The sequence below is a fragment of the Exiguobacterium acetylicum genome (assembly GCF_019890935.1).
Classification (GTDB): domain Bacteria; phylum Bacillota; class Bacilli; order Exiguobacteriales; family Exiguobacteriaceae; genus Exiguobacterium_A; species Exiguobacterium_A abrahamii.
The window spans coordinates 119314-133106 of the sequence record NZ_CP082334.1; the positions used below are offsets into that span (position 1 = coordinate 119314).

Genomic DNA, 13793 nt, shown 5'->3' on the forward strand with positions numbered 1-13793 from the left:
AACAATCCTTCTCCTTCAATGAACTGAACCCTAAATGGTGGACACTTGATAAAAGACCCCATTCGGGGTTTTTTGTGTTTAAAGATATCAATATACTGTACCTATTCAATTTAGACGGGAGAACTATTCATGAACAGACGCACCTTCAATCCAGATCAAATCAGACAACTTGAAGCGAATCTTCACGTAGCCTCTGTATCAGATTGTACGATTCAATACAAAGGAGAATTTAAGATTCACGCTGTACGTGAGAATTTAGCTAGTAAGCGATTGATACAAATTTTTGAGGAGAGCGGCTTTGACCTGGACATGATCGGGCCGAAAGAAGCGTTGAAACGGTGGCGGAAGACATATCGCATTTATGGAGAAGAAGGACTCTTGAATGAGAGACGTGGAAAATCTAATCTTGGAGGTCGACCGAAAAAAGATGATTCCGTCAAACGACGACTTGCGAGAGCTGAAGCACGAATCAAATATCTCACAGCGGAAAATGAATTACTAAGAAAGCTAGAAGCTCTCGAAAGAGAGGCGAAGTACCGAAACTAACGGCATCTGAACGCTATCAGGCAATCCATATTGTCTTACGAAAACAATCGTCGAGTCGGTTCGTGACAGATCTATGTATGCTCGCTGAAGTGAGCCGCAGTGATTATTACGCCTGGCTCACACGTACAGATAGTGTTTCCCTTCGTGAAGAACGCGACTATGCGGACTACCTCCTTCTGAAACGTGTTCATGATCGTCATAAGGGAAAAATCGGCTATCGTTTTCTTTACATGAAGATGCTTGATATTATTCGGGGGCTGATAAATCATACACGTATTTTGCGTATTATGAGGAAGTTTGGAATCGTGACGAAAATCCGTAGGCAGAACGTTTACTGTAAAAGCGCTATCGCGACGTATGAACATAAGACTGTACCAAACCACTTGAACCGTCGGTTCGATCAGGAGGAGCCTGATAAGGTACTCGTCACAGACATCACTTATCTCCGTATTGGATCTGACCAAACTGATTATCTCTTTTGTGTGAAGGATATCGTTGCACATGAAATTATGGTACATCATGTATCTACAAGCCTCCATATGGAACTCGTCCTTCATACAGCGAATAAACTCGCAGAACGACTTCAAGGGAATATACACCCGGAAGCCATGGTACATTCCGATCAAGGATTCCGTTATACACATCCTTCTTATCAAACACGCATTCGTGAGATGGAAATGCTTCAATCCATGTCTCGTAGAGGAAATTGCCTAGATAATTTCCCGATGGAATCGTTCTTTAGGCACTTGAAAGATTATGTCGATTATAAATTAGCATCTGACCTCGATGAGGTCTGTGCCATGGTCGATGCTTACATTGATTATTACAATAGCGAACGAAGACAATGGAAACTACAAAAGATGACTCCGGTACAATACCGAAGCCATCTCATAGTAGCTTAAAACGTTAAAGGCGCTTTTATTAAACTGTCCAAACTCTAGGGCTCAGTTCAATGTATTACTACTTTATTTTTTTCTATTATTCCTTTTACTAAACTTTGATTGCTTACGCTTCTTTTTCTTGTTACTTAACAGTTTATTGGCATTTCGTTTCTCTTCTTGTTTTCTTTCTCGATTCGGACGTTTTTTAGTTATACCTCTTTTTTCAAAATAAATTTCATCAAATACCGATGAAGATTCTGGATCAAACATGATCATTCCATCTTTACTATATGACAATGATCGAAGACTGCCTTTTTTTAAAAAGAACCCTAGTATCTCCAGTTCGTCTGTAGCTGCTATATACTCGTGATACTCTTGTCTTTCCTCTAAATATTGAATAAATGTATCTTCAGAACCTTGCTTATAGATTATTCCATCCAAAGCAGTTTCTAAATCATATAAATTGCAAGCCCACGGATAAGATTCTTCTAATGGCTTTTCAAGTAAATAGGATAAGTTTGTAGAAAGTATTCCTAAGTCTTCGGCAGTAATTACAATTAAAAATATTTTTTCTATTCTATTTCTTTCTAATTTTACTAATTCCTTTCCTTTTGAATCATATAATATGGTTTCATCATTATTTAGTATAAGATTTTTTAAATTTAAAGCTTGGTTGTATCCTTTTTGAATACCTCCATCGCTTTTAAAATCTCTTTTTATTCTTTTGTAAGCTTTGTCAGGATCTCTAAAAGGTTCTTTCACTTTCGAAGCTTTAACTTCTACTATAAAAATTGCATTGTCTTGCTTTATAAGTAAGTCATGTTCATTCTGTGATTTGTCATTTTCAAAAACAGAAGTGTAGTAGGTAGCTTTTTCTTTAAATAGTCTTTTAAATATTTTTAATGCCTTATCTTCTGCTTGAGCATCTCTATTTTTATAATATTTCTCTCTATGTTGTTCGCTCTTTTCTAACAATGAAGTAAGCTGTATTTGAATCGCATGGATGATCTGCTTATACATTGGAACAAATAATAACTCGTCAGATTTCCTCCAGATTGGGGAGGCTTCAAAAGGATTTTGTTCTGTGTAATAAAAGAATTTATTTTCTTCTCTTATCATAGTAAATCTACTAACAAAATTTCTTGCTACATCTTCTCCAAATTCATTAACTAAATCTTTTATCTCAACCTGATGAGTAAACTGTAATTCTTCAACGAACTTGATTGCATTGGGCAACTTAAGTTCATTGTTAGCTCGTTCCAAAGAAATATTCTTCTTTTCCATGTATTCAAAAAAATGTTGCTGTTCTTTTCTTACTTTGAAAGTTAATAATTGTAATTTTTTTAATCTTTTTTGAAGATTATTTTTTATAAAATTGAAGATTTTTAAAAGTTCTTCAACTCTTATTCCCATTTGTTCTTCAATATACTTATCGAAAGGAATAAACCATTCCCTTATTCTTTCAACAAGTTGTTCTTCATATATTAAAGAATTAGTATTAAAATAGTGCAAAAATACAGGCATAGCTATTTTTCTTGCTTCTAACCAACTCTCTTCAACATCCTGACCTTCAGTGGAGAAAAAGATTCCTGCATATAAGTCTGTAATTTCGTTAAGCAGTTTTTTTATTTCTTTCATTGGTGGTTCTTTTGTTATCGATACACTTATATCTTCTGTTGATAGTAATAAGCCAATTAGATATAAATATTGCTTGAAAGGTGAATTTAATTGCGTCTTTTCAAAAATACTCTCATTTACATCTGTTGTAATGCCAAATTCACTTGCAACCATCCCAATAAGATTCTCGGAATCTATATTTCTGAGCAACTGCTTTAATTTATTTATTTTGTTATCTAATTCATTATGAATAGCAACACTCACACCCAAGCACCCTTCCAAATCCTTATTTATACAGTATAATACAGTTCTATTATACTAAAAATTTTATTTAAATAATTGGGAATTCATCTATGAAAGTAAAGTAGTTTTTAAAAGTTTTTGCAGTATTACTAATGCTACTATAATTCTCACTGATACTCATACTTTTATTGGTGAGAATATGCCCTCTAATACATAAAAATAACCTTGCTTTTGGAAACGTATCAATTTTTTTAAATGTTTATTTCTTGACACTTTCAAGTTACAATAATTTGCAGATTGTACTTGTAACTACTTTAAAAGTAACTCGAATATCTTTAATAAACATACCTTGTTAATATACTTCATTTATCGTTTTCAATCTTTGTTCTTCTTTATCACCTTCAATTAATTTGATTTTTCGTACTTTGATCCTTCTATTTGTTTTTACAATCGTGATACCTTCAGCTTATCTAATTTTGATATTTTCCCTCTCTTTTTCGGCAAATATAGGCAACAAACTTAAAATAATATCTCTTATCTCCACTTGAATAACGTTACTTTCGCTATAGGAAGTGTTAAATATAGATTCTAATTTTATACCTTTGTCTTTATAGAGTTTATACTCTTCCTTTATATCGTCATATTTTCTCGAAAGTCTTGAGATACTATTAAAATTTACTTTAAGATCCCAATATGTATTAATTTTTCTTTTATATAATTTCATGTAAAATTTTTGACTTTCACTCTAATTTCTTTTTTTATTTTGAAGATCACACACCTCACCTTGACGTTTAACAGTAGCTTTTCTGTCCTGATAATAAGCCGTGATTTTTTTCAATTGATCGTACTTATAGAGCGCAAAACCGATCTACTTCAATCGTAAATTTAATTTCTGGCTACGCAACATTAGAAAATATATTGTTCACACCTGCCTGATCAATCCAAATAAAAATATACCTATCTGATTTAACAACACAGAATGTGATAATGTTTTTATTTACTTACTCAATAACATCAAGATTTAGATTGCAACTATACCCTTCCACACTTATTTCATCAAAAACAGCTAGAGAGCGTGAATCCCCTAAAATTACAGTTCCAGGCGTTACATTGAGTTTGCCAACAATATGAACATTCCTACTAGGGATCCTTCTATAGTTCATGTTACATCCGAATTTATAATGCAACTTACCTGTACTCCATTAGAAGTTTCACTAGCATTAATTTCATGAATATTAAAATATAAAACAACGAACAAGATACTTATAAAGAATAGTTTTTCTTTTTTTTAGAACTCTAATCCACTTCAATTTGGAAATATAGTAATCTTCAACAAAAGATTATGAACTAAAACTATGAAATTTAGTGTCACTTATCATGAAAAATATGTCCAATTTATATTCTATCTCAAAAATGAGGATTTTTTGATAAAGTTAATAGCATACTTAATATATTGACTTATCCTATAGAATCCTCTAGGATTGCTAATTTCGAGCATTAAATATTAAATAATTCATCATGCTATAATGATAATAAATATTTTTGAATTGAGAGGTCTACATATGTCATCTAATGAAATGAAAAATAAATCGTTTCGTCTTTCTGAGGAAGTTACTGAAAAAATTGGCGAAATGCTTAAAGGACGTCAAATCACTACAAATCAATTATTCGAAGAGTTTATTGTGCTTGCTGAACAAAAGGAAATTGATCCTAAACTCAGTGAAGAGGATGCTGTATTAGAAGCATCACTTAAACAAATCACTCTTCTCTTTCAAGAACGTGCTGCACGCCTTGAGACGCTCCAACATGAAAATCAACGCATTCAATCTCGTCATCTAGATACAGTCACTAAGTTAGAGTCAGAGGTGCTACAAACTAAGGAGGATTTAGAAGCAGAGTACATAGAAAAAGTCTCTATCCATCAGCAAGAACTTGATGAAATGAAAATAAAATTGGAACAGACAGAAAATGAATTGTTTCAGTTAAGAGAACAACATGAAAAACGAGAAGTATCTAAAAAGGAAGAAATCACATTATTAAAACGAGATGTGTTCCACTTAGAAGGGAATCTTACAAAACTTAAAGAAGAACGAGATCAATTGTATCGCCAAAACAAAGCATTAACTGATCGAATCGATGAACTCAAAGTACGTACCGAGCGTTCCGAGCGCTTAGAAAAAGAGAATCAAAAGTTGTTATTAGATTTAACTATTGCTCAACGAGATCAAGAATCGTTTGAACGTCACCTTCATGAACAAGTTGAGCTAGCTGTTTTAAGAGAGCGTACAAGTACAAAGTAATTATTTATCAAGTATAGTTTTATACTGTCATTTTGGAGGTCAAAGAATTGAATAGTTTGATGCTGAATGATAATGTTCATAAAATACTAATTTCTTCATCTGCTCTTTTTACAGGTCAATTTCGATCGGAGCTCATTTGTTTAGATTTATGTTTTCCATTTGGAGATTCTGTTGGTTTACACAATTTTCAGGAGCATCCCAACAATCGAACATTTATAGTGGTTTCTTTAATACGTGAACATGATGGTGGTTTAGTTCTACCGAATTTAGCTGTAGAAGGAGATTTTATTTGTTCTTTGTTATCGGTATTGTATGGAAAAGAATTTAAATTCCATGGATTACTAGAGTCTAACGGTGCTTACCGTTTACCCAATATTGAAAATTCACCCAATCCTTATTATGCATATCCTCAATATAATCATAATCAAAGAATAGACTTGAATATCCCATTGAACTTGAGTCAGTTTGAATTAATTGCACCAATTTTTCACTCCGAAAACCAAAATCCAAATTTTTTGAAGTTTAAACAATTAATTTCAGCAGCCTTAATGTTTTATAGTAGGTCTTTGAATATTTTTAAAACTGAAAAAGAACTTGCATTTTTAGATTTAATAACATGCGGAGAAATTTTAACAAATTTAGATTCTGAACAATATGATGAAGAAGCACTCTATGATCAAAATTTACTGGATATGTTTAGACAAATTTCTACACTAGAAAACGGAGATAGTATTGTAAGGAATTTAAAAAGCAGACTTTATCAAGTAAAAAGGAAATTTACTTATGGTTTAGTAAATTTGCTAAACACGAATTTTTTTGATAACACAGAATTTGGACGAGAGAGACCACCTGTAAATTTAAATCTAACTCCGGCAAACATTGAGATAACTCTTAAGTCAGCATATGATTTAAGAAGTAAGTATGTCCACACAGGAGAAAAATTCGGTTCCTTCATAACGCCAGAGTCGTGTTGGTTTAACGAAAAAATTTTTTATCTCCCAACACAAACTCGTGATAATAGTAATTTAGTAAGAACTCTTAGAAGTGCACCCACATTTTTAGGACTTGAGAGAATTTTAAGATTTGCATTATTGAAGTCTATTCATCAAAATGGTATATCAATTAATTCTGAATTAGATTAATCAGATTTTCTGAAATTATTATTCTTGTTATGAGATAGATTTCGCGTTCTTCTCACCTCCTTCTGGTAGGTATAATAAGTAGATATGAAGAAAATGAAATACCTATAACTGTTAAGAGAAATACCACTATGATAATAGCATTTAAACAATTGCTCCCGCAGGTCTAGCTTGTCTTAAAAATCGATATAACTATTGATATCGATTTCAATTACGCTGCTATAAAGAGAAAATATAAGTAGATCAGGCTTAGACCCTGTCATGCTAATCAAAATAATGTTTCTTCAATATATTAAGTGTTCTTCCATGAGACGAACACTTAATATATTGAAACCAATGTAGCTTGTCGTTGTTTTTAGGTATTGAACTGTGAACTGAATAAAAAATATGATACATTTTTCGGTTCGAAAAGAAATACGTCTACCATTCAGAGAGAGCAAATAGACTCTAAAATAAGGAACGTATGACAAATCTACAGAAAGGCTATTACGTTTCCTATTCACGTAGTAATCTTTCGCATTCGTATGTCTATGTCTATACTTGTCATATTATCGTCAACTGGTGTAGTTTAGTTTTTCTGCTTCTTCAAATCGTCACAGAATATTTCAAGCGCCCTTCACTGTCGTCACCGAGACGAAAGATAAGCATGGTATACATTGATCTTAGTACTCCTCTAAGAATATGTGTTTTAATAATGTTTTGGTAGCTTTTACATATAACAAACCCTCATTTCGTGTTTGAAATGAGGGTTTGTCTCCAATCTGAGATGATTCCTGTATTGTACAGGAATCATCTCTTTCAAGCAGTACACTTTTTATACTAGATCAAAATTATTTAATATTAGAATTATTGATCTCTTCTAATTTTTTCAATTCTCGGGCTACTATGTCTTTTAATAACGCATTATTAAAGTAATGTCGACTAGAAATTTTATCGATATTATTATCAACTACCGTTATTTGAATTGAATTTGACGAATATGCTACTTTTTCCAGATATTTTTTTGATTCAGGAGTAACTGGTAAAGGAATAAGTATTTTTTTATCATCATTGTTTAAATCATTCAATGAAAAATGAATTTCAATTACAAATGCATGAACTGCATCTGAGTAGGTAAAACTTAATGCGGGCTTTTCTACATTTTTTAATTCAAAAACTTTATTGTTATCTTCTCTTACAATTATAACTAATTGATCAAGCTCAGAAACATATAAAAGCTCACATTCACGTTTTTCTAGATTTTTAGCTATATCTTTCATTTGTTGAATTGAAATTGATTGACCTTCCAAATCAGTAACCCCCTATTTTTTTACTAAACAATTATTATTTTAACATTCAAAAATATTTATTTTTTTATTTTTCATTATTTATGGTAATGTATTTTTAATTAAACAGTTTTCCATTCAAAAAACAAATACTGAGCGTTCCCAGCAGTTAGAAGAAGAAAATCCAAAACTGTCATTGGCGTTGACAATTGTTCAGCGTTATCAAGAATCATTCGAACGTCGTCTTCACAAACAAATTGAGCTAGCTGTTTTACGAGAGCGTTCACAGACCTCTATCGAGATTAATCGATTAAGCTGAAATCATCAAAAGACCGTTCTACTGTGATGTAGAACGGTCTTTTAGTCTATTTATGTGAGTAAGTACTGTTCTAATGCTGCTCGAATAATCTGATCGGGTTTCATTCCCTGATCTTGTGCTCGCTTTTTCAGCGTTTGGTACAATGGATCATTTTTATCAGAGAAATCAACATGGACGCGTGCTGGATTTAACTGTACAGGAGCTGCATCAATTACATTTTGTTCTTTCCGCTCATTTAGCAATTTTTTAACTTCACGTAATTGCTCACGTGTCATTTCGTAGACCGTGAATTCACCATCTTTTATCTTATACTTTCTCTCTTCAAGTAAGGCGACTTTTGGATCCTCTGGCCATGTTAATAATTCAGCTAATTTAGAAGCACTAAAGTCTTGTTGAATCGCCTTGTCTAAGATCGTTGGTCCAAATACATTCCAGAATGAAATGAACCGATTGACTTGAGGATGAGACATTCCAATTCGATTTAAAAATGATTTCCAACTTCCTTGTTCCTGCTGAAATGCTTCTTTAGTGTCAGCATCACGGAACACTTCATTTGCGTGTGCCAATATACGACACTTCTCAACAAAACTTGTTGCTTGGATTGTATCAATGTGATTGTAATATTGAATAATACCTTCCATGTCTTCCGGAAGTCGTTTTGATAACACACGTGATAAGCCGACAGCTGGAAGCGACTGATACGGATTTGACATCGCAGGCGCAGCAAACTTCTTCACCGCTTCGACTTGCTCTTCTCGTAACGCTTCTGTGCTCTCTTCTTGAACAGGTTTTTCAGCTACTGTGCTTTGAAAGCTTTTGAACGTTGCTTGTCCTTTTTTACGTCGACTGCTCATAGGGCAAGTACCTCCTCTGCTAGCTGTAAGTAAGCATCTGTCGCTGGACTCTTATGGTCAAGGACCGGACGTGCTTCTCGTTGTAAGGATTGAATCTTTACGATGTATGGGATTGTCGTTAGTACAGGGATTCCAACTTCTTCCCCTAACTCCTTCAACTCGTCCACAGTCGTCATATCCCCTTTAGAGCGCGCATTCACCATTGTGGGAATAAATGCTGAAATATGAATATCTTCCTTGTATCCGTGTCTCATTTCTTCTAACTCTTCCGGAGCTGTATAGACAGCATCCATCGAGAACTTCTGCATCTGTACCGGCATGACGATCCGGTCCTGCGCAACAAGAGCACAACGCGCATATGGGTTTAAAGCGGACGTTGATCCCGGGCAATCAATTAAACAAATATCAAATAAGTCGTCGAGTCGCGCTAATTCTTCAATCAAGCGGTATTCGTACCCCATTTGACTCGTCAGTCCGGTAGGAGAAGCAGAGCGACGCGTTGGTACTAGGTGAATCGTTCCTAATTCATAATCACAGGTAACAATCACTTGTTCAATCGGCGCGTACAATGGATCGTATTCTTCAATCAGACAATCAAGGAGTACTTTTCCATCGTAATCATCCGTTAAGCCTAGTCCATTCGTCGTTGATGCTTGGTCATCTGCATCAATGACGAGGACGCGCAATCCTTGTCGAGCATACGCGTGGGCTAGATTAATCGTGGTTGTCGATTTTCCGACGCCACCCTTTCGATTATATAAGGCAATTTTTTTCACTGTTCCTTCTCTCCTTCCACGATCTCACTCTGATCTTCAATAATGTCCCGCTGAATCGTCTCTTCAATCATCTTTGAAATGTATTCACTAATGCTGAGTCCTTTAGCACGAGCAAGCACATGAATCTGTTCTGAGGTTTCTGTCGGGACTCGTGTAGAAAGAACAGTCGATGTCACTTCCGGTTGTTGAAACGATTTGACTTTTACTTTAGGTATCGTTGATCGAGCAGCACGGATTTCTCGGACGGTTGCTTGTTCGAGCGACTTTCTTCCCTCTTCTATCGGAAGTCCGTTTAGTACAACGTCTTCTGGATCATCGACGTACATCAATTCAAACACTTTGGATGCCGGTAAGGTTTGGAGTTGTTTTTCAAATGGTTCTAGTGTGTCAAACGCCTTAACATATCGGGAAGCGAGTGAAGTTGACATGTTGACCACTTCTAAAAACGAACGCCATTCTTGTTGATCATGCATTTCAGATTTAGCAATCGATAAGCGCTTACCAATCTCGAAAACGGAGATCGTCTGAATCTTAGCTAACTCTTTAATTTCGACAGCAAGGTTCTCTAAATCACGAGAGACGGGTAACTTCTGCACGACGGAGCTCAGATCAGTCAATCCATTCCGATAAGGATGTTGGTCTTGTGGTCTTACTTTATGAATCTGTTTATTCCGCGCTTTCATGTTTCGGACCTCCCGTCATCAAGAGTGCTAGCTCACGAAACGGTTGTGCCAGCTCCAAGCCTTCTTTCGACTTGTACTGTAAAACACTCTTTCCGCTATCTGCTGCCTTCTCAATAAAAGCAGCACGTCGTACAGAGGGGAGCACATGTAATTGTTCAGCTGTTGCTAATTGCTCCATCGCTTCTGCATATTCGCGATCCCCTTTTAAACCAAGATCGAGTGCTACTGGCATAATGCCTGTTAGCTCAAGTGAAGCGTTATAATACTTCTTCACTTGTCGAATCGTTCGAACCGTACTTCCTAACTGATCAAATACGAGCTTTTTCGGCATAAATGGAATGACCACATGGTCTGCGCACGACAAGACGACTTTTGATAGTTCGTTGATCGAAGGGACTGAATCCAGAATAATCCAATCAAACTCATCGGCAAGAGGTGCTAATAAGTCCTTTAATAGAAAAATCTTATCTTGTTCAGATATTAAATTGATTAAGCGTGCATTTCGTTCATTGGAGGGAAGAAGACTGATATTATGTTTTTCATCATCAAATAAGATCTCTTCTATTGCTAATCCTTTAGATTGGACGTCGTACAGTGTCATGTATTGAATCGTATCCGACTCTTTCAGCATCAACTTACTTAACGATCCTTGGGGATCTAAGTCGATGAGAAGAGTTCGATATCCGAGCTCTCCAAGGGCATGACCCATATTGAGCGAACAAGTTGTTTTTCCGGATCCTCCTTTTGATATGTAAAACGTCATAATATTCATCATCTCTCCCCTTTCTTTATTTATCATGGCATACGGTTGTTTTGTTTTCAATAATTTTCATTAATCAAAAGACATTAAAAAGAAAATAATACGTATACAAAAAAATAAATTGTAAACATTTCGACGTCGAAATGTTTACAATTTATTTTAGATTTTACTTATGCATTTTTGTTTACACTTTTAATTCGTATCTGAGATCTTGAAGTTATTTCTCATCATGATAATACGTGATCTACCAGATTATTATGATTCAATACATTGGAAGAGATTAAAAAAGATTAATAAAGAATTAATAAGAATTAGAAAAACGCTTCACCTCCTCGAGCGTGTAGTACCAACAAAAACAAGACATTTTGCAATTCGAGAAACAAACATCACAATTTGTAGAAATTCAAGAAGCACTGTTTTTTATGATTCCATTTAATGATTTCGTTCAGAAACTATTGAATAAGCAACGTAACAAGCTGTTTTTTTAACAACAGAATTTGTTTTTTTTCCTAAATCGTATGGCATATTTAAAATGTCCTTGAATCGATCAATAAAATGAGTAGCATGACGATGCATTCGATCAAAAAGACTTAAAATGGCGCGGTTTTGTTGTCTTTTCACGACTATTTTCAAAAAAAAGCATGACAAATAGACCATCATGCAATGGCCAATTTTTCCGATACGACTCGGAGTCGTTCATTTAGATAGAGAATTGGTGATTCAAAGAATAGACGATAGAGTTCTGCATCTTCAAGACGGTCCCCGTATTGGTAGAAATCGTTTCGAATTGAACGAATGACTGCATCACAGGCAGCAAATCCGTACGTATCACTCAACGACTGCAGCGATGTTTGCGGAACTTCTAGTGCATCAAAATCTATGTAGTCACGAGCGACTTCTCGGAGATCGAACCAGCTGATCAACGTACTCGCCCGTTCAGCTTCTCGGATTCGCTTACTATTGATCTGGTCTTCGAGTTTCACGTGAAACATTAAAGGACGTGTTACGGTATGTATGCGCTTCTTAAGTGAAACGTTCTCTTTGACTGCTGATAAGAAGTCTTTCGTGTTCTCAACCAAATGTACATTAAAGAATTGAGATAGTTGATCGAGCATCCCTTTTACAGCCAAACGGTGTCCACAGTAACGCGGTAAGAATCCACGTACTTCATCATAGGTTAAAGTCGCTTTCTCCTGCGATTGGACATTCACGTCCCGCTCTACTTGTACAAGAGCACGTAAAGCGACGCGAAGGATATTTACATGCTCAATATCCATCAGTTGGCGCACCATCCCACACCAAAGAGACGTATAACCGGTCTTCGATTTATACGTACCACCTTCTTCAAAGAGATCACGGTAGTTTTCGAGATAATCTACGAGTTCAATGGTGACGACTCCAGAGAAATGAATCGAGTAGCGAATAAGTCCAACTGATTCAAAAAGGCGTAGGTTATTGTGTAACGATCGAACGGAAGTACGCGCATAGTGAGCCAATGCTTCACTTTCCATCAATGAGAGAACGCCTTGATCATCGCAATGCGATAAAAGCGTCAACAAATGACGAATACGAGATTTTGTCCATTTCAATGCCAAAAAAGGTCCTGGAATGTTATAGTGATGCTGTTCATATAAGAAACTGTCTTGACGTTTTGTCCAACGTGTTAAGCCGCTCATCGCGATCAGTAATTTATTAGCGACCAATACGTGACGATTTTCATGTTGAAATGACATACCTACACCTCCCCTACTCTGAACTATTAGTACTAGTATCCTGTTCAGAAAAGGAACTGTCAAAACGCGGTTTCGGTACGGTCAAAAACGACCAATGTGCTACAAACGTTGATATGAAGCCGTTTTCAGGTACAAAAAAGATGTTATTTCAGTACGGTCAAAAACGACCAGAATCTCTGGAATCCTTATATGATGCGCTTTCTAGAGGTTTTTCTTGAGTAAATTCATACATATAGCGATGCAATATGTCATTCTGGTACGGTACATAACGACCAAATGATTAAAAGTGTCATTTCAGTACGGGATAAAGCGACTAAAATGTCCAAAAGTGTCGTTTGAGTACGGTATATGACGACCAAATGGATCAGATAACCGCTTTAAAATAATTTTTAAAAAGTGTTATAAAGTGCAGAAGTGTCATTCTGGTACGGAAAACAACGACCAAAATCACAAAACTGTTGTTTTGGTACGGTGATCGGCGACCTAAATACATAAAGTGTTGTTTCAGTACGGTCAAATCCGACAAAAATGCTAAAAAAAATAAGAAAAAGTGCCGTTTCAGTACGGTAAATAACGTCTGAATTTGAAAAATGGTCGTTTTACGACATAATTCGACATTTACGATCAGAAGAGATTTTGGAGAACATTTTATCCAGTCTTATATGAGTCCGTATAAA

The 13793-nt window shown here is 35.3% G+C and carries 11 protein-coding genes; 3 read left to right on the forward strand and 8 right to left on the reverse strand.

The features are described 5' to 3' along the window. Positions 1-129 precede the first annotated feature (129 nt). A protein-coding gene (locus tag K7G97_RS17105; protein ID WP_223042086.1) for an IS3 family transposase occupies positions 130-1448 on the forward strand; the annotation gives its coding sequence in 2 pieces (ribosomal slippage) (positions 130-499 and positions 499-1448; 1320 coding nt in all). A 63-nt stretch (positions 1449-1511) separates the two neighbouring features. Here K7G97_RS17105 and K7G97_RS17110 read toward each other — a convergent pair. Together K7G97_RS17110 and K7G97_RS17115 are read right to left on the reverse strand one after the other, a co-directional pair. Next, positions 1512-3308, reverse strand: coding sequence for a hypothetical protein (locus tag K7G97_RS17110; RefSeq protein ID WP_223042087.1), 1797 nt, complete (start codon positions 3306-3308; stop codon positions 1512-1514). 445 nt (positions 3309-3753) lie between these two features. Further along, entirely contained in the window at positions 3754-4011 is a 258-nt protein-coding gene (locus K7G97_RS17115; RefSeq protein ID WP_223042088.1) for a recombinase family protein, read from the reverse strand. Positions 4012-4849: 838 nt separating this feature from the next. Between K7G97_RS17115 and K7G97_RS17120 the strand changes: the two genes are divergently transcribed. Together K7G97_RS17120 and K7G97_RS17125 are read left to right on the forward strand one after the other, a co-directional pair. After that, positions 4850-5587 carry a hypothetical protein gene (locus tag K7G97_RS17120; RefSeq protein WP_223042089.1) on the forward strand — a complete coding sequence of 246 codons (738 nt, stop codon included), beginning with the start codon at positions 4850-4852 and terminating at the stop codon, positions 5585-5587. A gap of 47 nt (positions 5588-5634) precedes the next feature. Further along, positions 5635-6729 carry a HEPN domain-containing protein gene (locus K7G97_RS17125; RefSeq protein ID WP_262415839.1) on the forward strand — a complete coding sequence of 365 codons (1095 nt, stop codon included), beginning with the start codon at positions 5635-5637 and terminating at the stop codon, positions 6727-6729. 827 nt (positions 6730-7556) lie between these two features. Here K7G97_RS17125 and K7G97_RS17130 read toward each other — a convergent pair. From K7G97_RS17130 to K7G97_RS17155, 6 genes are all read right to left on the reverse strand, one after another. Further along, the gene (locus tag K7G97_RS17130) at positions 7557-8015 is read right to left on the reverse strand and encodes a hypothetical protein (protein WP_223042090.1); all 459 of its coding nucleotides are present in this window, start codon (positions 8013-8015) and stop codon (positions 7557-7559) included. Between the two features lie 345 nt (positions 8016-8360). Next, positions 8361-9164, reverse strand: a complete 804-nt coding sequence (locus K7G97_RS17135) for a hypothetical protein (RefSeq protein WP_223042091.1) — start codon at positions 9162-9164, stop codon at positions 8361-8363. Beyond that, positions 9161-9940, reverse strand: coding sequence for a ParA family protein (locus K7G97_RS17140; protein ID WP_223042092.1), 780 nt, complete (start codon positions 9938-9940; stop codon positions 9161-9163). The genes K7G97_RS17135 and K7G97_RS17140 overlap by 4 nt, the downstream gene beginning before the upstream one ends. Further along, positions 9937-10623, reverse strand: coding sequence for a DUF3102 domain-containing protein (locus K7G97_RS17145; RefSeq protein ID WP_223042093.1), 687 nt, complete (start codon positions 10621-10623; stop codon positions 9937-9939). Before K7G97_RS17145 ends, K7G97_RS17140 begins: the two co-directional genes overlap by 4 nt. Further along, positions 10607-11422 (reverse strand): ParA family protein, encoded by an 816-nt coding sequence (locus K7G97_RS17150; protein WP_223042094.1) that lies wholly within the window; start codon positions 11420-11422, stop codon positions 10607-10609. The genes K7G97_RS17145 and K7G97_RS17150 overlap by 17 nt, the downstream gene beginning before the upstream one ends. A gap of 617 nt (positions 11423-12039) precedes the next feature. After that, positions 12040-13116, reverse strand: coding sequence for a hypothetical protein (locus K7G97_RS17155; RefSeq protein ID WP_223042095.1), 1077 nt, complete (start codon positions 13114-13116; stop codon positions 12040-12042). Positions 13117-13793: the final 677 nt, after the last annotated feature.

Bases quoted from the DNA above. Each gene is read 5' to 3' on its own strand.
- K7G97_RS17155 (WP_223042095.1), bottom strand. From the start codon at position 13,116: ATGTCATTTCAACATGAAAATCGTCACGTATTGGTCGCTAATAAATTA.
- K7G97_RS17115 (WP_223042088.1), bottom strand. From the start codon at position 4,011: ATGAAATTATATAAAAGAAAAATTAATACATATTGGGATCTTAAAGTA.
- K7G97_RS17145 (WP_223042093.1), bottom strand. From the start codon at position 10,623: ATGAAAGCGCGGAATAAACAGATTCATAAAGTAAGACCACAAGACCAA.
- K7G97_RS17135 (WP_223042091.1), bottom strand. From the start codon at position 9,164: ATGAGCAGTCGACGTAAAAAAGGACAAGCAACGTTCAAAAGCTTTCAA.
- K7G97_RS17150 (WP_223042094.1), bottom strand. From the start codon at position 11,422: ATGATAAATAAAGAAAGGGGAGAGATGATGAATATTATGACGTTTTAC.
- K7G97_RS17120 (WP_223042089.1), top strand. From the start codon at position 4,850: ATGTCATCTAATGAAATGAAAAATAAATCGTTTCGTCTTTCTGAGGAA.